Below are 20,379 nucleotides of genomic sequence, written 5' to 3'. Positions count from 1 at the left end.
AACCCCCGATGCACTGGAGCACCGCATGGCCCTCAGGATCACCGTGATCGGCACCGGTTATCTCGGCGCCACCCACGCAGCGGCCATGGCCGACCTCGGCTTCGAGGTCCTCGGCCTCGACGTGGTGCCGGAGAAGGTCGAGCTGCTTCGCCGCGGTGAGGTGCCGATGTACGAACCGGGCCTGGCGGAGCTGCTGCGCAAGCACGTCGCGGGCATCGAGGGGTCCACCGGCCGGCTGCGCTTCACCATGGACTTCGCCGAGGTGGCCGACTTCGGGGACGTGCACTTCGTGTGCGTGAACACCCCGCAGAAGCACGGCGAGTACGCCTGCGACATGAGTTACGTCGACGCCGCCATGGAGTCCCTCGCCGTCCACCTCACCGGACCCGCCCTGGTGGTCGGCAAGTCGACGGTGCCGGTGGGCAGCGCCGACCGGATCGCCGCCAGGATCGCGGAGCTCGCGCCCGCGGGGGACGCGGTCGAGCTGGCCTGGAACCCGGAGTTCCTGCGCGAGGGCTTCGCCGTCAAGGACACCCTGCACCCCGACCGGATCGTGGTCGGTGTGCGCAGCGAGCACGCAGAGAAGGTGCTGCGCGAGGTGTACGCGACCCCGGTCGCCGAGGGCTCGCCCTTCGTCGTCACCGACTTCCCGACCGCCGAACTGGTCAAGACGTCCGCGAACTCCTTCCTGGCCACGAAGATCTCCTTCATCAACGCCATGGCCGAGGTTTGCGAGGCCGCGGGCGGCGACGTGGTGAAGCTGGCTGAGGCGCTCGGGTACGACGACCGCATCGGCGCCAAGTTCCTGCGCGCCGGCATCGGCTTCGGCGGCGGCTGCCTGCCCAAGGACATCCGCGCCTTCATGGCCCGCGCCGGTGAGCTGGGCGCCGACCAGGCCCTGACCTTCCTGCGCGAGGTCGACTCGATCAACATGCGGCGCCGCGGACACATGGTGGAGCTGGCCCGCGAGGCCGTCGGCGGCGACTCGTTCCTCGGCAAGCGGGTCGCGGTGCTCGGCGCCGCGTTCAAGCCCGACTCCGACGACGTGCGCGACTCACCCGCCCTCAACGTGGCAGGACAGATCCACCTCCAAGGCGGCCAGGTCACCGTCTACGACCCCAAGGGCATGGCCAACGCCCGCCGCCTCTTCCCGACCCTCGGGTACGCCGACACCGCCGAGGAGGCCGTGCGCGGCGCCGACGTCGTGCTGCACCTCACGGAGTGGCGCGAGTTCCGCGAGCTCGACCCCGAGGTCCTCGGCGGGGCGGTCGGCCGCCGGGTCATCCTGGACGGCCGCAACGCCCTCGACCCGGAGCGGTGGCGTGCCGCCGGGTGGGTCTACCGGGCGATGGGGCGCCCGGCCGCCTAGAGGTTCTGGAGGCCCTGGAGGCCCTAGAGGCGGGGCATCGGTCTTCAGTGTGTCGGTACAGGGCCGTAACGGGGTACACGGCTGACTGGAGAGGTTGCTGAAGAGAAGCCCATGTGAGGAGAGGCCATGACCACCCCCGTCGCCCCCCTGCGCAGTGTCGTCCTCGACTGTCCCGACCCCCGCCTGCTCGCCGAGTTCTACGCCGCGGTCATCGGCGGCACCGTCCACGACGAGGAGGGTGACGGCGAGTGGCTCGACCTGAAGGCGCCGGGACGCGTGAAGATCTCCTTCCAGCGCGTCACCGACTACACCCCGCCCGAGTGGCCCCGCTCCGACGTCAACGCCCAGCATTTCCACCTGGACCTCGACGGCGGTTCGACCTGGGCCGAGATGGACGCCGCGCAGGAGCGCGTGCTCGCCCTCGGCGCCCGCGCGCTCGACCTGGACGACGACGGCGGCAAGCGGGACTGGCGGGTCTACGCCGACCCGGCGGGGCACCCGTTCTGCCTGTGCCGGGTCGACTGATCCCGCGCCGGCGCGGGGCCGGGCCTCAGCCGTCCAGACGCGTGATCGTCGCGGTCGAGGCCCCGCGCCGCTCCCGTGCCGCCCGCGCGGTGAAGTCCGCGCCACGCAGCACGCGTTGTACGTTCCCCCAGGTGAGCGCCATGACATCGGCCTCGGGCCAGCCCCGGCCGAGCAGCTCGACGACCAGGCGCGGATAGCGGGACGCGTCGGCGAGCTCCCCGGGGTGGGCGGAGCTGGTGTCGTACATCCCGGAGATGCCGACGCACTCGGGCCCGGCGATCCGGCGTACGTGCTCCAGGTGGTCCGCGACGTCGCCGAGCGTCGGCCCCGTCCGGTCCGCCGAGAGCGGCACCAGGCACAGGCCCTTCGTCTCGCCCACCGCCGCGAGGAGCCCGTCGTCCAGATTGGCCGGGTGCTCCCGCAGGGCGCGCGCCCCGGAGCGGGTCCACAGCGCCGGGGCCTTGGAGATGGCGAGCACCCTGCGGGCGGTGGCCGCGGAGGCGCCGGACAGGTCGACGAGCACCCCGAGCCGGTTCATCTCCCGCACCACCTCCTCGCCGAAGGCGGTGAGCCCGTCCTCGCCCGCCCACGACGTGCCGGACAGCGTGAGGGAGCTCAGGCCGAGCGCGTGCAGCGAGCGCAGGGCGCCGAGCGAGTCGCCGATCGCGCGGGCACTGGCCGGGCCGATCAGGGTGGCGATGCGGCCGCAGTTGCGGGCGTCGGTGGTCTCGGAGGCGTCGCGGGCCACCCGCAGTCCGCCCGAGTAGCGGGCGACGACGTGCTTGACGAGGTCGATCTGTTCGAGCACGGAACTGACGGAACGATCGCCCTCGGGCTGCGGGTCCGGCACCTGGAGCGACCAGAACTGCGCGCCGACCCAGCCCGCGCGCAGCCGCGGCAGGTCGGTCTCCAGGCCGGTGTCGCCCAGCTCCAGGTCGTACCAGGGAAGTTCGCGCAGCGCGCTGGGCAGGCCGCTGTAGCCGTCGGCGACGGGGTGCCCGGCGAGCAGGGCACGGGCCCGCTCGGGGCCGTCCCTCAGGTCGGGTTCCCGATCGGGGTCCGAAGGCTCCGGTGCGGGTCCGCCGCCCGGGGGCAGGGGCGCGACGTGCCCGTCGTCGTTCTCCCCGGCTTCGGCGGGGGAGTCGAGTTCGTCCTGCAAGTCCGCCATGGCAGGGCTCCACGGGTCGTGGTGGCACTTCTCGGTGGTCGTCGAACCACCGTGACACGCCGCCCGCGCGGCTTCGCGATGGGCGGTGCGTTCGGGGTACCCCGCCGCCTCCGCACGGAACGACGGCGGCCCCGGCCCCCGCGTCGGTACGCGGGAGCCGGGGCCGCCGAAAGGCCGGGGACCGGGGCCGGGCTACGGGGTGCCGGACACCGTCACCTTCTCGTCGTTGTTGAGCTGCGACACCAGCTCCTTGACCTTGGCCTTGTCCCAGACGAGGTTGCTGCCCGCGGAGCCCGAGATCGGCATGTTCATGGACTTCCCGGCACCGCCGGTGACGCCCTTCATGGCCCAGAACATCGACGCCACGTCCATCAGGCCCATGTCCTTGTCGACGATCAGTGTGTCCAGGCCCGCACCCATCGTCGGGTACAGCTTGAACGGGTTCATGACCGTCCCGGGCGTCGCCGCCTGGCTCGCGAGCGCCGCGAGGAACTTCTGCTGGTTCTTGGTGCGGTCCAGGTCGCTGCCCGGCAGCGCGTACCGCGTACGGACGAAGGCCAGGGCCTCCTCGCCGTTCAGCGTCTGCTTGCCCGCCTCGAAGTCGGCGCCGGACTTCTTGTCCTTGAAGGCCGTGGGGATGTTCATCTCCACGCCGCCGACCGCGTCCACGATCTTGGCGAAACCGCCGAAGCCGATCTCGGCGTAGTGGTCGATGCGCAGGCCCGTGTTGGCCTCGACGGTCCGTACGAGCAGCTCGGGGCCGTCCTCGGCGTACGCGGCGTTCAGCTTGGTCTGGCGGCCCGTGCCCGGGTAGAGCTTGCCGGAGTCCGCGCCCTTGAAGGAGGGGATCGTGACGTTCGAGTCGCGGGGCAGCGAGATCATCGTGTTCCCGCCGTCGTCCGCGACGTGCAGGATCATCATCGAGTCCGTGCGCTTGCCCGCGGCGGAGCCGGTGTGGAGCTTCTTCTTCTCCTCGTCGGACATGCCCGCGCGGCTGTCGGAGCCCACGATCAGGTAGTTCGTGCCCTTGCCGCCGTCGGGCCGCTCGATGACCTTCGACAGGTCGACTTCGCGCTTGAGCTTGGAGTCCGCCCAGAAGTACGTGCTGACGGACACGATGAGCAGCAGCGCGAGGAAGGTCACGAGACCCCAGGTGATGCGCTTCTTCCAGTTGACCGGCGGCTTGGGGCGGCGCGGCGGTGCGGGCGGGCCCTGGGGGCCGCCCGGGCCGCCGGGGGAGCCGTAGACCTGGCCGGTGTTGTAGCCGCTGTCGTAGCCGTCCTGGCCATGACCCTGGCCGTCCTGGCTGTCGGGGCGGGCGTAGGGGTCCTGGGCGCGCTGGTCGCGGTACAGGTCGTCGTAGACGTTGTCGTCGTACGAGGAGTGGCCCCCCTGGCGCGGTACCGAGCCGGGGTGTCCGGGAGCGGAGGGGCCGCCGCGCTGGACATGGCGCATCGAGCGGGCGCCCTCGGGCTGTGTGCTGCCGCTGCCGTACCCGTGGCGGTCGCCGTTGCTGTTCCGCGCGTCTGGCCAATCGCTCATGTGGCTTAGTGTGCAGTGCCGCACCCTGCGCCTCACAGGGAGGGCATTGTTTCGGGTCAGTGCTGTTGCAGAGCTGATGCAAAGTGCCGGACAGGGGTTCGGGCGAGTGCCGACATAAGGTGGAGGGCATGACAGACCTGGCCCCCGGCACGGAATCGACGATTCCGGGCAAGCCGACCTCGGCGTCCCGCACCACTTTGAGCCACATCATGACGCACGCCGACACCAACCTCCTCGGGACGGTGCACGGCGGTGTGATCATGAAACTGGTGGACGACGCGGCCGGAGCCGTCGCCGGGCGCCACTCCGGCGGGCCCGCGGTGACCGCGTCCATGGACGAGATGGCCTTCCTCGAGCCGGTCCGCGTGGGTGACCTGGTCCATGTGAAAGCCCAGGTCAACTGGACGGGGCGGACCTCCATGGAGGTCGGTGTGCGGGTGCTCGCCGAGCGCTGGAACGAGTCGACGCCCGCCCAGCAGGTGGGGTCGGCCTATCTGGTCTTCGCCGCCGTCGACGCCGACGGCAAGCCGCGGCTCGTGCCGCCGGTGATCCCTGAGTCCGACCGTGACCGGCGGCGCAGCCAGGAGGCCCAGATCCGCCGCACCCATCGCCTCGCGAGGAGGCGCGCCATCATGGAGCTCCGCGAGTCCCGCGCCGCGGAGGGCTTCGACGACTGACCTACCCCGTCAGAGCCGGGGCCCCGCAAGGGGCGCGGGGAACTGCGCGACCAGCCGCGAAGAAGCCGCAGACGCGTCTGCACAGTTGCTCGGCAGACGCGTCTGCGGCTTGTCACGCGCTGAGCGCGCCCGCGCGGCGGAGCCGCACATCGACACAGCCCCGCGCCCCTTGCGGGGCACGTGACCTGTTGCCGTGCGCTGAGCGCGCGGCGGAGGGCTTCGACGACTGAGGGGTGCCCCGTCAGGGGCGCGGGGAACGGCGCGAGCGGCCACGAATAAGCCGCAGACGCGTCTGCCGAGTGACCACGCAGACGCGTCTGCGGCTTGTCGCGCGCCGAGCGCGCAGCTCCTCGCGCCCCTTAGGGGCACGTCACCTGGTCGCCGGTTACGGCGCCGAACTCGCCCTGGAAGGCGTCCTCGGCGCGTACGGCCCGCACGGAGCGGAAATCCGTACCGGCGATGACCTTGAGAACCGGGCCGAGCCCGGGGACAGGGCGCATCGCGCAGCCGGGCAGCGCCGTCGCGAGGGACTTCGCCGAGCGGTCCCAGCGCGGGTCGAAGGCGACCACGGTGCGGGCGGCGGGCGGCACCCCGGGCGCGAGCCCGACCGGACCGGGCGTCCCCGTCGTACGGAACCCGGAGGTGCGCAGCGCCGCGTCGACCCGCTTGCCGAGGTCCGGCGTCGCCGTCCCGTTGTCCACCTGCACCCGGATCTGCTGCGGCGACACCGGCACGGCCACGGCCTTGCGCTTGGCGTGCTGCCCGGCGAGCGGCTTGTCGTCCCGCAGTGCCTGGAACAGCTTCCGGGACTTCGCGTCGTCCCACTTCAGGGTGGAGCCGAGCCCCGGCACCCGGTAGGCCATCGTGCCGATCGGCACGGTCGTGAACTCCGACGACGACGGCGAGAAGTTCCGCATCGCCCGCCCGAGGGTGAGCATCTCGGTCGTCCCGAAGCCCTCGTCGGCCCGCACCGACTCCAGGAGGGTCCCGGCGACGTCACGGAACTTGACCGGATTCAGCAGTACGCCGCTGCTCGTCGTCTTCGCGATGAGCGCCGCGAGGAAGCGCTGCTGGCGCTGCACCCGGCCCAGGTCGGCGGCGGCGTCGACGTACCGCGAGCGCACGTACTGCAGGGCCTGGCCGCCGTTCAGCTCATGGGTGCCGACGGCCAGGTCGAGGCCGGTGTTGTGGTCCTTCAGGGGGCGGGAGGTGCAGATCTCGACACCGCCGAGTACGTCCACGGTCTTCATGAAGCTGGTGAAGTCGACCTCCAGATAGTGGTCGATCTTCACCTTCGTCATGTGCTCGACCGTGCGCACGGTCAGATTCGGGCCGCCCTCCGCGTACGCCGCGTTCAGCTTCACGGGGTGTGCCCGGTGGCGCTTGCGGGAGTTCCGGTCGACGTGCTCGGGCATCTCGGCGTAGCTGTCCCTGGGGAGGCTGACGACGCTCGCCCGGTCCCGGTCCTCCGAGATGTGCACGATCATGATCGTGTCCGTGCAGTGGCAGGGAGCGCCGCCCAGGCGGTACTTGTCGCGCTCCTCGCGGCTGATCTTCTCGCGGCCGTCGGTGCCCACGAGCAGGACGTTCATGCCGTTGCCCGGCTTGGGCCTGTTCTTCATGTCCTTGAAGGCGTCGACGCGGCCGATGCCCGTCTCCAGGCCGTTGACGACGGAGTGCCCGATGCCGGCGGCGGCGAGCACACCCACGGACAGCGCCGTCACCGCCCGCGAGGCCCAGCGCGGACGCCGCACCCGGGCCGCCGTCCGCGGCGCCACCGGCGGGCCCGGCGGCCGGGGCGGGCGCGCAGGACGCGGCGGGGCGGCGGGGTGGCGGGGCGGTGTGGGCACGTGCGAGGACACCTCCGCGGTCGTCGTCCTGGGCGGGGCACCCCAGAACCGTAGGCCCATACGATCTGCGCACCGGGGCAGGACCCGGACGGCGCGCGCCCATGTCCCCCGTTCGCGGTAACGTGACGCCCGGTGCTGCATTTCCCCGGGGGACAGCCCCTGGACCCCGGCCGAGCGATGAAAAGGACGCCGCACAGTTGAAGTCCGACGTGCATCCCCCCGCCGTATCCGTGATCATGCCGGTTCTGAACGAGGAGCGGCACCTGCGTGAAGCCGTGCACGCGATCCTCAAGCAGGAGTACGCGGGCGAGATGGAGGTCGTCGTCGCGCTCGGCCCCTCCACCGACCGCACGGACGAGATCGCTGCCGCGCTGGTCGCGGAGGACTCCCGGGTGCACACGGTGCCCAACCCCACGGGCCGCACCCCGGCTGCCCTGAACGCCGCGATCAAGGCCTCACGTCACCCGATCGTGGTACGCGTCGACGGCCACGCCGCACTCTCGCCGGGTTACATCACGACCGCGGTCCGCCTCCTTGAGGAGACCGGCGCGATGAACGTCGGCGGCATCATGCACGCCGAGGGCCAGAACGACTGGGAGCACGCGGTCGCCGCCGCCATGACGTCGAAGATCGGCGTGGGCAACGCCGCCTTCCACACCGGCGGTGCCGCACAGCAGGCCGAGACGGTCTACCTGGGCGTGTTCCGGCGCGAGGCCCTCGAACAGCAGGGCGGGTACAACGAGGAGTTCATCCGCGCCCAGGACTGGGAGCTGAACTTCCGCATCAGGGAGGCCGGCGGCCTCATCTGGTTCTCGCCCGAGCTGAAGGTCTCCTACCGCCCGCGGCCGAGCGTGAAGGCGCTCGCCAAGCAGTACAAGGACTACGGCCGCTGGCGCCACGTCGTGGCCCGCTACCACCAGGGCTCGATCAACCTGCGCTACCTCGCGCCGCCGGTCGCCGTCTGCGCGATAGCCGCGGGCGTGGTCGTCGGCGCCCTGGTGACGCCGTTCGGCTTCGTCGTGCCCGGCGGCTATCTCGCCGCGATCGCCGCGGGCTCCGTCCCCGCGGGCAAGGGACTGCCCCTGAAGGCGCGGCTGCGGATCCCGGTGGCGCTCGCGACGATGCACATGTCGTGGGGCTGGGGCTTCCTCACCAGCCCGCGCTCGCTGGCGAGGAAGGTCATCGCCTCGCGGCGCCCGGCGGTCATGGGGGAGACCCAGGAGGCCTGACCGGGCCTCCCGGGCACCGCTCGGCTACCAGGTGAAGTTCGGGTCCACCTTCATGCAGGCCTTGGAATCGGAGCCGTTCAGGGCGTCCGCGGACTCGGGCGTGCTGTCGTCCGACTTCTTCGCCTTCTTCGGCTCGGCGCCCTCGCGCCAGTCGGAGCCGACGACGAGCGTGATGCCGGAGACGTCCGTGGACTTCTTCACCGCGCTCAGCGGCAGGCCGAGGGACTTGGCGACGCGCTGGGCGTCGCCCTCCAGCTCCAGGCTCGGATAGCGGACGACGGTCCTGGCCTCGGTCAGTGCCGACGCCGGGTCGGGGGCCGCCTTCGTGAAGCCCTTCTCGGCGAGCAGCTCGGCGACGGCGCTCGCACGGCGGCTGACCGGGGGCTCGGTGGCGGTGCGGGTGCCGTTGCGGACCTGGAGCGCGATCCTGTCGTCCGGCGCCGCCGGGTCGTCCGACAGCTTCTCCTTCGCGGGCTTGCGCTCGTCCTTGCCGTCCAGGGCGATGTCGTCCCGTACGAGACGGAAGAGCTTCTCGGCGTCACCGGGCTTGGGCACCACACGGGAACCCGAGTACTCGAACGGCATCGTCGTCATCGTGGTGCGCTCCGGCGACACCTTCTTCAGCTCGTTGCCGAGGCCGTAGAGCTTCATGACGGAGCCGAGGCCCGGGTCGACCTTCAGGGCGCGCGTCGCGTTCTCGGCGAGCTTGCGGAGCCGGTTGGGGCTGGTCAGACCGGTGTTCTCACGGAGCGTGCGGACCAGCGAATTCATGTACATGTGCTGGGCCTTGGCGCGCGCTATGTCGCTGCCGTCCTCGAAGCCGTAGCGCGTGCGCAGCCACTGCAAGGCCTGCTCGCCCTTGATGTTCGAGGTGCCCTTCTCCAGCTTCAGGCCCGAGCCCTTGCCCCGGCTGGTGCGCGAGTGGATGTTCTTGTCCACGCAGACGGGTACGCCGCCGATCGCGTCCGCCATCGACACCACACCCGAGAAGTCGACCATCACGAAGTGATTGATGTGGATATTGGTCAGCTTCTCCCAGGTGGCGACCGTGCAGCCGGGCCCCCCGCGGCCCAGGGACTCGTTCGTCATCATGCGCGGCCCGGTCTCCTTGTAGACCTTGCCGTCGTCCGGGTCCGTGCACTTGGGGATGGTCAGCAGGGTGTCGCGCGGCATGCTGATGACGGACATGTTGGTGCGGTCCGCCGAGAGGTGCAGGAGCATCTGTACGTCCGCGAGGGGCGGGCCGCCGAAGGTGTCCTTGGCGCCGCCGAGCTTCTGGTTCTCCTTGGAGTCGCGGGCGTCGGAGCCGATCAGGAGGATGTTCAGGGGTGTCTGACCCGCGGAATTGGGGGTGGGCTCGGGCGCGCGGTGCTCCCCCAGGTTCAGGTCGTCCGTCTCCAGGTTGTCGTTCAGGTGCTGGTAGTAGAGGTATCCGGCGGCGGCCGTGCCGAGTATCAGGACCGAGAGGATCGTCGCCGACCAGCGCAGTATCCGGCGCTTGCGGCGCCGCGGGTGCCTGCCGTCGCCCCCACCGCCGCCTCCGCCTTTCCCCGGCGGCCCCGCCTCGCCCTCTTTGACGCCCGGACCCGCGGTACCGCCTTCGCGGAGCTTGCGGGGTCTGTCGGAGGACGCCCCGTCCCGGGCCTTGGCGGCGCTGGGCGCCCCCTCCCCACGGACACTGCTCTGCCCCATCCCTGTCCCCTCCCCGCCCTGCTTGCCAAGTGCGGTCGCCCCGCGGTGACTTGCGGCGCACTGCCGCCGCCCCACGCGGCGGCGGTCACCGGCCCGCCGCCACGCGGGGCGTTATGTGAGACGTGAAACAACCGTCTCAGGTCACTTGGCGCACACGGATTTGTCGGCCTCGACCTTCTGGATGCCGTCCGGCGCCTTCGACGGAGCGGTGATGGGCACCCCCGCGCCCTTGAAGTCCGCACCAAGGGTCAGCACCATCGCGGGCAGCCCCTGGTCGTTCTTCTCGCTCTTGCCCTGCTTCAGCGCGGCCCCGGGCAGCCCCATGAGCTCGGCGAGCCGCCGGGCCTGGTCGGCCTGGTCGGCGCCGTACTCCAGGGACGTCTTGCCCAGGTTCTGCGGCGCATTCCCCTGCTGGCTGGACTTGGTCACGCCTTCATTGTTCTGCAGCCAACTGAGAGTCGCCTGAGCGGCGCCCGTCTTGCCGCTGCCGTTGTAGATGTCGACTCGCACGTCGGAGGGGTCGGACTTGGGGCCCTTGAGGCGGGCCGCCACCGCGGCCTTCTCCTTCTTCTGCTGCTTCTTGACCTCGGTCAGCGACACGTCCTCCCGCATCATCGAGAACAGCTTGTCGGCCTGCGGCTGTTTCGGGACGACCGTCACGGGTGTCTTCTCGGCGGGGTTGTCGATCACGGGCATGGTCGCGAAGGTCAGGTTCTTCATGTCGAGCTTGCCGAGCTCCATGCCGAGGTCACGGAGTTTCATTATGTCGCCGATCCTGGAGTCGACGGTGAGCGCCTTCGTGCCCGCCTCCGCCAGACTTATCATCTTCTTCGGGCTGGTCAGCGTGCCCCCGGACTTGAGCTTGCGCATCAGGGAGCTGAGGAACTGCTGCTGGAGCTCGATCCGGCTCAAGTCGCCGCCGTTGCCGACGGTGTGCCGGGTGCGCACGAACGCGAGCGCCTTCTCGCCCTCGATCGTGTGCTTGCCCTTGGGCAGCTTCAGATGCGACTTGGGGTCGTCGATGTCCTTGGCGAGGCACACGTCCACGCCGTCGACCGCGCTGGACAGCGTCTTGACCGCGTTGAAGTCGGCCACCATGAAGTGGTCGAGCTTTATGCCGGTGATCTCGGTGACCGTACGCATCGTGCAGCTCGGCGTGCGGTCGTTCTGGCCGAGGCTCTGGTTGAAGCGGACGTTCTTCGAACCCTGGATGACCTTGGTGGAGCCGTCGTCCTGCTTGGTGGGGCAGTCCGGGATGTCGGTGATCATGTCGCGCGGGATGCTCAGCGCGGTCGCGTTGGAGCGGTCCTTGGAGACGTGCAGCAGGAGCGTGGTGTCCGCGTGTCCGGCGCTGCCCTCGTCGCCGTAGCCCGCGTTGCCCTTGCCGCTGCGCTTGTCCGTGCCGACGAGCAGGATGTTGATGGCACGGTCCTTGCTGAACCCGCCGGTGCCCGCGCCGTCGTCGGACACGGACGTGATGTTGCCGTTCAGGTGCTGGTAGTACAGATAGCCGCCCACGGCCGCGGCGACGACCACGAAGGCCATCGTGCCGCCCGACCAGACGGCGACCCGCTTGCCGGCGGACTTCTTCTTGGGGCGCTGCTTGCGCCGCCCGCCCGCCGTGGCCTCCGGCGGCGCGGCCCGCCGCCGACGCTGTCCCGGCACCTGCTCACGGCCGTGCTCCCGGCTGCCGCCCTGCTCGCGGCCACGGGTGCCACCGCCCTGCTCGCGGCCACGGGTGCCGCCACCGCGCTCCCGCCCCTGCCCGGGGTCCGGCTCGCGGCCGCGCCTGCCACCGGGCCGCCCCGCGCCGTTCGCGCCGGGGCTGGACGCGGCACCACCACGTGGGCCGGGCACTCCGGGCGGCGTCGACTGCCCTGCGGAGGGACTCAGTCGCAGTTCGTATTCGCCGGTCTGCGGGTTGAGCACCCATTGGTCTGCGGGGTCGATGTCATCTGCCCGCCCGTCACCCGCCACCGCCCTCTCATGGAAGTCGCCTCGCTCTCCCCTGTGGGGCCCACGGCCTTGCGCGTCCACGGTTGTTTGCGTCCTCCGTCAGGGCCACGCGGCGCCTTTCCCCCCTCAAGAAGGCGCTCGGTCAGTCGTACAGCGGTGCGCGGCCTGGTAGGCCGGAACACCGGATCGGCTCACACTATCCGCCCAGTTCAGCGTCCAACGACGCCGGTGACAAATTCCACTGTCCGTCCGGGGCCCTACAACTGGGCAATCCACCCAATTCCTTTGGCAAGCGGCTGGGAAGCGGTTGGGAAGTGGGCGGGAAGCGGGTGGGAAGCGGGTTGTGAGCGGTCTTCCCGGAGATGCCCGTTTTACCTGCAGGAGGACCGGTCGGCCGTGTTGCCCCGGAATGTCGGGGCAGGGCTCGGCACATGGGTGGGGTCGTCGGGCTTCTCGTCCGTGTCGTCCCCGGAGTCGTCTTCGTACGAGTCGGCGGCCGCGGCTTCGCGGTTCGCCACGGTGGCCGCGCGCACCACCTCGACCGGCTCGTCCTTGCGCAGTTGGGAGAACAGCGCGTCGGCGGCGGGCTCGACCAACTCGTCGCGATTCGCGTCATAGGTGTACGAACGCCGTGGCACGGTGAGGAATTGCACCCGTTCTGTGGGGATGGTGCGCACCCCGCGCACCAGTTCGTACAAACCACGCAAACTCGCGAGTCCGGGGTCCGTCGTCAGGGACGACGTGGCCGCGTCGAGAACGGGATAGAGCTTCGCCGGATTCAGCAGGACATCATTGCTGCGCACCTTGTTGACGAGCGCGGCCAGGAACTCCTGCTGCCGGTCCATGCGGTCGGTGTCGCTGCCGTTGCCGAGGGACTTGCGGGCGCGCACGTAGCCGAGGGCCTGCTCGCCGTCGAGTGTCTGCGGTCCGGCAGGGAGCCGGATCTTGGCGGCGGCGTCCTCCATGGGCTCCTTCAGACAGACCTGGACCCCGTCGACGGCGTCCACCATGCCCTTGAACCCGGCGAAGTCCACCACCATGTGGTGGTCGACGCGGATGTCGGTGAGCTTCTCCACCGTACGGATCGTGCAGGCCGTGCCGCCGAATTCGAACGCCCAGTTGAACTGGGCGAATTGGGCGCGGGTGCGGGAGCCGTCGGGGCGGCGGCAGCCGGGGATGTCCACCATCAGGTCGCGCGGCAGCGACACCGCGGTCGCGCTCTGCCGGTCGGCGGCCAGATGCAGCAGGATCGTGGTGTCCGAGCGCTGGGTGCCGGGGTCGCGGCCGTACTTGCGGTTGCCGGGACCCGAGCGTGAGTCGGAGCCGATGAGCAGGATGTTCTGCGCGTCGTGCACCAGCGGCGTCGGCCGCTCCTTCTCGTAGCGGGCCAGTTCGGCGGCCGTGCCGGTGTCCTTGGTGATGTTTCCCTGGAGCTTGGTGTACGCGGCCCAGCCGAGGCCGCCCGCGGCGAGCACGAGGACGGCGGTCACCACGGCCGCGTACCGCAGCCAGCGCAGCCTGCGGCGACGCGAGCCGACCCCGGTGGGGCTCGCGCCCGCACCCGGCGCGTACACGGTCCCGTCCTGCGCGTACACGGTCCCGTCCTGCGCGTTCGTGGTGCCGCCCGGCGCGTTCGTGGTGCCGTCCGGTGCGTCCGAGGACCCGTCCTGCGCGTCCGCGGCCGCGCGTGGCGTGTCCGAGGCCGGACGGTCACCCGGCTCGGACGGCGTGCGCGCGGTGTCGGTCACGTGGCGGTCCACCCCTCACGGCTGGTCGGGTCGGTGCACAGATCGCTCTGCTCGCTCCTACGACCATGGACCGCCGCGCGTCGTCGCCCGGAGGGCGGCCACGCGGCGTCAGGTGCGTGCTCTCGGCGTGCCGGGCGCGGGCCCTCGTACTGGACGTACTTGGGTCTGCGTCCGGTGCGGCGAGAGGGCGTGCATGGCGTCGCGTGGCAGACGGGAATTGTCAGACAGGCCCTAACGGGCGGTCGCCGTGACCCGCTCGCTCTCAAGGCGCTTCTCCAGGCCGCCGTCGGCGAGGCGGTCCAGGTGGCGGCAGAGGACCACCGAACCGCCCGCGGCCAGTGGTGCGTACAGGCCCGCGCTCAGGCCGTCCCAGGTGTCGTACGGGCGGGCGGACAGAAGCCGGGAGCCGGGGGCGAGGCCGAGCTCGGCGGCGTCGGCGCGGGCCCGCTCCACCAGGTCGGCACCGGTCAGCTCCAGGCCGGCGACGGCGAGGGCGGGGCCGTCCGGGTCCACGGGCGCGTACGGCGCGAACCGATCACCCTGGCCCGGCACCTCCACGGCGTAGTCGGCGAAGCCCTCCGGGGCCTGGGGGAAGCGGCCGCCGAGGGGGCGCAGGGCGAGGGCGACCCGCTCGCCGGAACAGTTGCGCGCCGCCGCCAGGCTCTCGGGGTCGGGGCCGCTGACGACGAGGTCGGCCGCCGCCGGGTCGCCGCCGACATCCGCGACGACACCCACCGAGGAGCACGCGAGCAGCCAGACCGCGGTCTGCCAGTGCGCGGGCAGGAGCAGCGCGAGCCGGTCGCCGGGCTCGGCGGAGAGATCGCCCTGGAGCAGATTGGCGGTCTTGGCCACCCAATTGGCGAAGGTGGCCACGGACAATTCGACGCGCTCGCCGGTGGCGTCGTCGTAGTACGTGACGAGTGGGCGGCCCGGGTCCGCGGCGAGCGCGGATCGCAGCAGGTCGGCAGGGGTGCGGTCGTTGGCGTTCACGGCCGCAAGGGTACGCGGGCGGCGCTGTGCCGCCGCTGCGCGATGCCTAGTTGGGGACGCCGGTTCGACCGCCGCGCGGTCGACGGGCCGTCAGCCGCGGGACTTTCCCGATGGACAGTTATGTACGGGTATGCCAACTATCAGTCGTATGCGTGGATTCCTTTCTTCTTCGATCGGTGTCACCTGTGCCGCGGCGCTCGCCCTGCCCCTAGCCCTGACGCCGTCCGGCTCCGCGGCCGTCACCCGGCCCGCGGCCGACTCACTGCCCGGCAGCACCCAGTCGCTGCCCCTTGAGCCGCTCGGCCCGGGCCGCGACCGCGCGGGCGGCGGTGGGGCCGCGCCGCCCGAACAGGGGCTCACCCGGCGCGATGTCCGGCCGTTCTCCCTGGTGGGTGTCGTCTGGGACGATCCGGACGTCGAACTGCAGGGGCGCGTCCAGGTCCGTACCCGCGCCACCGGCACCACCACCTGGTCCCCCTGGCAGGAGGTCGAGACCCACAACCACGAGCACGCGGCCGACCCCGGCACGGCCGAGCGCGACTCGGGCCGGGTCCGCGGCTCGACGGCACCGCTGTGGGTCGGGGACTCCGACGGCGTGGAGGTGCGGGTGCGCACGGACACCGGGCGCGCGCTGCCCTCGTACGGGGCGCACGCGCTGCCCGTGGACAAGAGCGTCGACCTGCCCACCGGCCTGCGCCTCGAACTCGTCGACCCCGGTGAGCACCCGGCGCCGCCCGCCGACGCCACACCGGACGGCGTCCTGCAGAGCGCCGAGAGCGACGCCGCGGCACAGGGCACCCCGGCGGGGGCCGTGGAAGCCGCCCGCACGTCCCTGATGACCGCCGAGGCCGCGGCCGCGTCCGCGGTGAACGCCGAGCTCGCCCCGATGGGCGCCGCGGTCATCCCCGAGCTCGACAAGGCCGCGACGGAGGCGTACCTGGCGGACGCCTACGGCACCGACGCCGCCAGGGCCAAGCCGTACATCGGCCCGCGCCCGCGCATCGTCACGCGCCGCGGCTGGGGCGCCGACGAGAGCCTGCGCGAGCGGAACTTCGCGTACACCAGGACCGTCAAGGCCGCCTTCCTGCACCACAGCGCCACCGGCAACAACTACCGCTGCTCGCAGTCGCCCTCCGTCCTGCGCAGTATCTACCGCTACCACGTCAAGAGCAGCGGGTGGCGTGACTTCGGCTACAACTTCGCTGTCGACAAGTGCGGAAACATCTACGAAGGCCGTGCGGGGGGTGTGGCCAAGGCGGTTCTCGGCGCGCACACTCTCGGTTTCAACACCAACAGCATGGGCATCGCCGTCATCGGATCGTTCACCACCGCCATCCCGCCCAAGGCCGCGGTGACCGCCGTGGCGAAGCTCACCGCGTGGAAGCTCGGCCTGTTCGGGGCCAATCCACGCGGCAAGACCTACTTGAAGTCGGGCGGTGGCAATCTGTACAAGAAGGGCAGCACCGTCAAGCTCAATGTGATCTCCGGCCACCGGGACGGGTTCCGTACCGAGTGCCCCGGCCGCCGCCTGTACAAGAAGCTCGGAACGGCCCGGTCCGCTTCGGCTCGCTACCAGGGCCGCTAGGGCCTGTCGCCCTGCGCGGTCCGCTCATACATCTGCATAAACTGGCCGGCCGAAACACAACCTCGGCCGGCCCCAGCAGGAAGCAGAGACGACAGGTGACAGAAGCGATCCTCCTGGTCGGCGGCAAGGGCACCCGGCTGCGGCCGCTCACGGTGAACACGCCCAAGCCGATGGTCCCCGCGGCGGGCGTCCCGTTCCTCACCCACCAGCTCGCCCGCGCGCGTGCGGCCGGAGTCGACCACATCGTCCTGGCCACCTCCTATCTGGCGGAGGTCTTCGAGCCCTACTTCGGCGACGGCTCGGCGCTCGGCCTGCACATCGAGTACGTCACGGAGGAGGAGCCCCTCGGCACCGGCGGCGCCATCCGCAACGTCGCCCCGCGCCTGCACTCGGGCCCCGAGGACCCCGTCCTGATCTTCAACGGCGACATCCTCACGGGCCTTGACATCCGCGCCCTGGTCGCCGAGCACGAGCGCGTCGACGCGGAGGTCTCCCTCCACCTGACGAAGGTCTCCGACCCTCGCGCCTACGGCCTCGTCCCCACCGACCCGACCGGCCGCGTCACCGCCTTCCTGGAGAAGCCCCAGACGCCCCAGGAGATCGTCACCGACCAGATCAACGCGGGCGCGTACGTGTTCCGCCGCTCGGTCATCGACACCATCCCCGCGGGCCGCCCCGTCTCCGTGGAACGCGAGACGTTCCCGGACCTCCTCGCCTCCGGTGCCCACCTCCAGGGCATGGTCGACTCGACCTACTGGCTGGACCTCGGCACCCCCCAGGCCTTCGTCCGCGGCTCCGCCGACCTGGTCCTCGGCCGCGCCCCGTCCCCGGCGGTCCCCGGCCGCTGCGGCGACCGCCTCGTCCTGCCCTCCGCCCACGTCGCCTCCGACGCCAAGCTCACCGGCGGCACGGTGGTCGGCGAGGACGCCGTGGTCGGTGAGGGTGCCCAACTGGTCGGCAGCACGGTCCTCTCCGGCGCCGTCATCGAACCCGGCGCCGTCATCACCGACTCCCTCATCGGCGCCCGGGCCTCCGTGGGCGCGCGCTCGGTCCTCACCGACGCGGTGGTGGGCGACGGCGCGTGTGTCGGTGCCGACAATGAGCTGCGGGCGGGCGCGCGGGTGTGGTGCGAAGCCAGGCTGCCGGCGGGGGCGGTCCGCTTCTCCTCGGACCAGTAGCGCCGGCGCGCTCGCTCAACCGCCGGACGGGTTCTTTTGAGCCCGTCCGGCGATTGAGGACGAGGCGCGGAGCGCCGATAAACGGCTGGGGTCCAGGGGGCGCAGCGCCCCTGGTTACGGGAAGGGGCGGGACTGGGGCGTCCCACGAGGGCCCACCCCGTACCCTCGACGGGTGTCCTCCCGTTTCGCTCCCCGCCCCACCCGCACCACCGTGCGCGGCGGCGAAACCGCGACCCCCCGAGGCTCCCTCGCCCCACGCACCACCACCGGAACCCGCCGCACCTGGACCCCCCAGACCCCGGTGGACCTGGCAATCACCCTCGGCCCCCTGCGAAGGGGCCCCGCAGACCCCACCTTCCGCACCACCCCCGACGGCTCGATCTGGCGAGCCACCCGCACCCCGGCAGGCCCAGCCACCCTCCGCGTCGCCCTGCGCGGGGGCACGGCGGACGCGGAGGCCTGGGGAGCGGGCGCGGACTGGCTCCTCGACCGCCTCCCGCAACTACTCGGCGCCACCGACACGCCGGAGGACTTCGCCCCCCGCCACCGGCTGGTCGCGCACACCTGGCGCCGCCGCCACGGCCTGCGCCTGACCCGTACGGGCCTGGTCATGGAATCCCTGATCCCGTCGATCCTGGAGCAGAAGGTCACCGCGGACGAGGCGTACCGCGCCTGGCGCCTGCTGGTCCGCAAGTACGGCGAACCCGCGCCCGGGCCGACCCCGGCGCAGGCCCGGATGCAGGTGATGCCGGAGCCGCGTACGTGGTCCCTGATCCCGTCCTGGGAGTGGCACAAGGCGGGCGTGGACAACAAGCGCGCGTCGACGATCCTGCGGGCGGCCCGGGTGGCGGCGCGCCTGGAGGAGGCGGCGGCGATGGATCCGGTGGCGGCACGGGCCCGCCTGGAGGCGATCCCCGGCATCGGCCCCTGGACCTCCGCGGAAACGGTCCAGCGCAGCAACGGCGCCCCCGATGAGGTGACGGTCGGCGACCTCCACCTCCCCGGCATCGTCGGCTACGCCCTCGACGGCGACCGCACCGCGGATGACGCCCGCATGCTGGAACTCCTCGCCCCCTACGAGGGCCAGCGCCACCGGGCGGCCCGCCTGATCCTCCTCAGCGGCCAGGTCCCCCCGCGCCGCAAGCCGCGGATGCCGAGGACGGACATCGGCCTCCTGTGAGACGTTGAGCCCGCTCCGGCACCCTTCCAGCCCGCACCGGCGTTCTTCCAGCCCGCTCCGGCACCCTTCCAGCCCGCTCCGGCACCTCGTCCAGCCCGCTCCGGCGAAGGCCTTTCAGCCTGTCACCCCTACCGCACCACCACAAAGTCCTCCACCACCCGCCCGCCCCGCCCCACCGGCGCGGAAGCCGGATGCCCGACGGCCACAGCCCCCATCGGATCCCACTCCCGCGGCAGCCCGAGAACGCCCCGCACCACATCCCGGCAGAACATCGTCGACGAAACCCACGCGGACCCGAGCCGCTCCCCGGCGAGCGCCACGAGGAAGTTCTGCACCCCGGCCCCGGCGGCGACGACGAACATCTCCCTTTCGGCGCCGTCCCGCCGCGCGTCCCCGTACGTATGGGAACCGTCCATGACGAGACAGGGCACGACGAGGTAGGGCGCGTTCCGCAGGACGTCGCCGCGGCGCACCCGGCGGGCGATGGACTCCTCGGACTTGCCGTCCCGGCGCAGATCGGCGACCCAGGCGTCCCGCATGGCGTCGAGCAGTTCGGTACGGGACGCCGCGGACTCCAGGAGGACGAAGCGCCAGGGCGTGGTGTGGTGCGGCGCGGGCGCGGTGACGGCGGCGGCGACGGCACGCCGGACGGCGCCGGGGTCGACGGGCTCGTCGGTGAACTCGCGCACGGTCCGCCGCAGGGAGAGCGCCTCACGTACCGCCTCGGAGGTGCCGAGCCGGAACATGTCGTCCCGGGCGTCGCGCACGAGGGCACGCGCCCCTCGGTCCCCGGCGGCGTCGGCACCCGGGCCGTCCGCGGCGCCCCCCAGGACATGGGGGAGCCCCCGCACCACGGCGACCGGCAGCCCCGCGGCCTTCCCCTTGACCAGATCACCGGCGGCGGCGAGCTCATCGGCGGTGGCGACCACCGTGGCGCTGAGGGGATTGCCGTACGCGTCCGTGCCGCCGCGCAGGTCGTCGAGGACCCGCACGCCCGCGGCACCGATGGCGACGTCCGTGAGTCCGGCCCGCCAGGGCCGGCCGAAGGTGTCGGTGACGAGCACGCCGACGTCCACGCCGAGCGCGTCCTTGAGTCCCTGCCGGACGGCGCGGGCGGACGCGTCGGGGTCCTCGGGCAGCAGCAGCACGGTCCCCGCGGGGGTGTTGGAGGCGTCGACGCCGGCCGCGGCCATGACGAGCCCCTGGCGGTTCTCGACGATGCGCAGGGTTCCGCGCCGGGCCACGACGCGCACGGTCTCCGCGTCGATGGCCGCTTCCCGGTCGGTCGCCGCGACGACGCGGCCCTCGGCCTTGCTGACGATCTTCGAGGTGACGAGCACGACGTCGCCGTCGGCGAGCCCCGGCTCGGCCGCGGCGATCAGCTTCGCGAGATCGTCCCCGCGCCGCACCTCGGGAATCCCCCCGACCGCCCACACCCGAAACGCGACGGCCTCACCACCGCGCCGCCCACCCGGAACACCACCGGCATCCTGCGTGCGCGCACCGGCACCGGCACCGGCACCTAGCGCGTGCGGGCCAGCGCTGGTGCTCCGCGCTCGCGGTTCCCCATGAGCCGAAGGCCCCTGCGCAGCAGCGCCACCCCCTGGCACCTGCGGAGCCACCACAGCGCCCTGCGCCGGAGGCATCCCGGCGTCCTGCGCCGGAGGCAACCCACTGCCCTGTGCGGGAG

15 protein-coding genes are annotated in these 20,379 nt (G+C 71.9%); 7 read left to right on the top strand and 8 right to left on the bottom strand.

The genetic code is table 11. From position 1 onward, the window contains the following. The first annotated feature begins 25 nt into the window (after positions 1 to 25). Together IG78_RS0137010 and IG78_RS0137005 are read left to right on the top strand one after the other, a co-directional pair. Complete coding sequence (locus IG78_RS0137010; protein WP_030572689.1) at positions 26 to 1,369, top strand: UDP-glucose dehydrogenase family protein; 1,344 nt, start codon at positions 26 to 28, stop codon at positions 1,367 to 1,369. A gap of 126 nt (positions 1,370 to 1,495) precedes the next feature. Continuing rightward, entirely contained in the window at positions 1,496 to 1,894 is a 399-nt protein-coding gene (locus IG78_RS0137005; RefSeq protein WP_030572681.1) for a VOC family protein, read from the top strand. A 25-nt stretch (positions 1,895 to 1,919) separates the two neighbouring features. Here the strand turns inward: IG78_RS0137005 and IG78_RS0137000 are convergent, their stop codons facing one another. Both IG78_RS0137000 and IG78_RS0136995 read right to left on the bottom strand, forming a co-directional pair. Next, positions 1,920 to 3,062: a dipeptidase gene (locus IG78_RS0137000; protein ID WP_030572669.1), complete on the bottom strand. Its 1,143-nt coding sequence runs from the start codon at positions 3,060 to 3,062 to the stop codon at positions 1,920 to 1,922. Positions 3,063 to 3,254: 192 nt separating this feature from the next. Further along, positions 3,255 to 4,604 (bottom strand): LCP family protein, encoded by a 1,350-nt coding sequence (locus IG78_RS0136995; RefSeq protein WP_030572666.1) that lies wholly within the window; start codon positions 4,602 to 4,604, stop codon positions 3,255 to 3,257. A gap of 128 nt (positions 4,605 to 4,732) precedes the next feature. On the opposite strand from IG78_RS0136995, the gene IG78_RS0136990 reads away from it, so the two are divergent. Beyond that, a complete protein-coding gene (locus tag IG78_RS0136990; protein ID WP_030572663.1) occupies positions 4,733 to 5,281 on the top strand; it encodes an acyl-CoA thioesterase in 549 nt (182 codons plus the stop codon). Positions 5,282 to 5,640: 359 nt separating this feature from the next. Here IG78_RS0136990 and IG78_RS0136985 read toward each other — a convergent pair whose 3' ends face one another. After that, positions 5,641 to 7,131: an LCP family protein gene (locus IG78_RS0136985; RefSeq protein ID WP_051853328.1), complete on the bottom strand. Its 1,491-nt coding sequence runs from the start codon at positions 7,129 to 7,131 to the stop codon at positions 5,641 to 5,643. Positions 7,132 to 7,328: 197 nt separating this feature from the next. Between IG78_RS0136985 and IG78_RS0136980 the strand changes: the two genes are divergently transcribed. Next, positions 7,329 to 8,360, top strand: coding sequence for a glycosyltransferase family 2 protein (locus IG78_RS0136980; protein ID WP_030572655.1), 1,032 nt, complete (start codon positions 7,329 to 7,331; stop codon positions 8,358 to 8,360). Between the two features lie 24 nt (positions 8,361 to 8,384). Here the strand turns inward: IG78_RS0136980 and IG78_RS0136975 are convergent, their stop codons facing one another. From IG78_RS0136975 to IG78_RS0136960, 4 genes are all read right to left on the bottom strand, one after another. After that, positions 8,385 to 10,052: an LCP family protein gene (locus tag IG78_RS0136975; protein ID WP_030572652.1), complete on the bottom strand. Its 1,668-nt coding sequence runs from the start codon at positions 10,050 to 10,052 to the stop codon at positions 8,385 to 8,387. A gap of 141 nt (positions 10,053 to 10,193) precedes the next feature. Further along, on the bottom strand, positions 10,194 to 12,029 hold the full coding sequence (locus tag IG78_RS0136970) for an LCP family protein (RefSeq protein WP_030572649.1): 1,836 nt from the start codon (positions 12,027 to 12,029) through the stop codon (positions 10,194 to 10,196). 350 nt (positions 12,030 to 12,379) lie between these two features. After that, the gene (locus IG78_RS0136965; protein ID WP_225882379.1) at positions 12,380 to 13,582 is read right to left on the bottom strand and encodes an LCP family protein; all 1,203 of its coding nucleotides are present in this window, start codon (positions 13,580 to 13,582) and stop codon (positions 12,380 to 12,382) included. 405 nt (positions 13,583 to 13,987) lie between these two features. After that, positions 13,988 to 14,746 (bottom strand): TIGR03089 family protein, encoded by a 759-nt coding sequence (locus tag IG78_RS0136960; protein ID WP_030572642.1) that lies wholly within the window; start codon positions 14,744 to 14,746, stop codon positions 13,988 to 13,990. Positions 14,747 to 14,894: 148 nt separating this feature from the next. On the opposite strand from IG78_RS0136960, the gene IG78_RS0136955 reads away from it, so the two are divergent. From IG78_RS0136955 to IG78_RS0136945, 3 genes are all read left to right on the top strand, one after another. Beyond that, positions 14,895 to 16,331, top strand: coding sequence for a peptidoglycan recognition protein family protein (locus IG78_RS0136955; protein ID WP_225882378.1), 1,437 nt, complete (start codon positions 14,895 to 14,897; stop codon positions 16,329 to 16,331). A gap of 95 nt (positions 16,332 to 16,426) precedes the next feature. After that, complete coding sequence (gene manB / locus IG78_RS0136950; protein ID WP_030572635.1) at positions 16,427 to 17,509, top strand: mannose-1-phosphate guanylyltransferase; 1,083 nt, start codon at positions 16,427 to 16,429, stop codon at positions 17,507 to 17,509. Positions 17,510 to 17,681: 172 nt separating this feature from the next. Then, a complete protein-coding gene (locus IG78_RS0136945) occupies positions 17,682 to 18,689 on the top strand; it encodes a DNA-3-methyladenine glycosylase family protein (RefSeq protein WP_030572632.1) in 1,008 nt (335 codons plus the stop codon). A 128-nt stretch (positions 18,690 to 18,817) separates the two neighbouring features. Here IG78_RS0136945 and IG78_RS0136940 read toward each other — a convergent pair whose 3' ends face one another. Beyond that, a complete protein-coding gene (locus tag IG78_RS0136940) occupies positions 18,818 to 20,335 on the bottom strand; it encodes a coenzyme F420-0:L-glutamate ligase (protein ID WP_404827820.1) in 1,518 nt (505 codons plus the stop codon). Positions 20,336 to 20,379 lie beyond the last annotated feature (44 nt).

The organism is Streptomyces aureocirculatus (assembly GCF_000720475.1).
In the GTDB taxonomy this organism is placed as follows: domain Bacteria; phylum Actinomycetota; class Actinomycetes; order Streptomycetales; family Streptomycetaceae; genus Streptomyces; species Streptomyces aureocirculatus.
The sequence above is the reverse complement of the archived record's forward strand: the minus strand, read 5'-3'. Positions and strand labels throughout refer to the sequence as shown.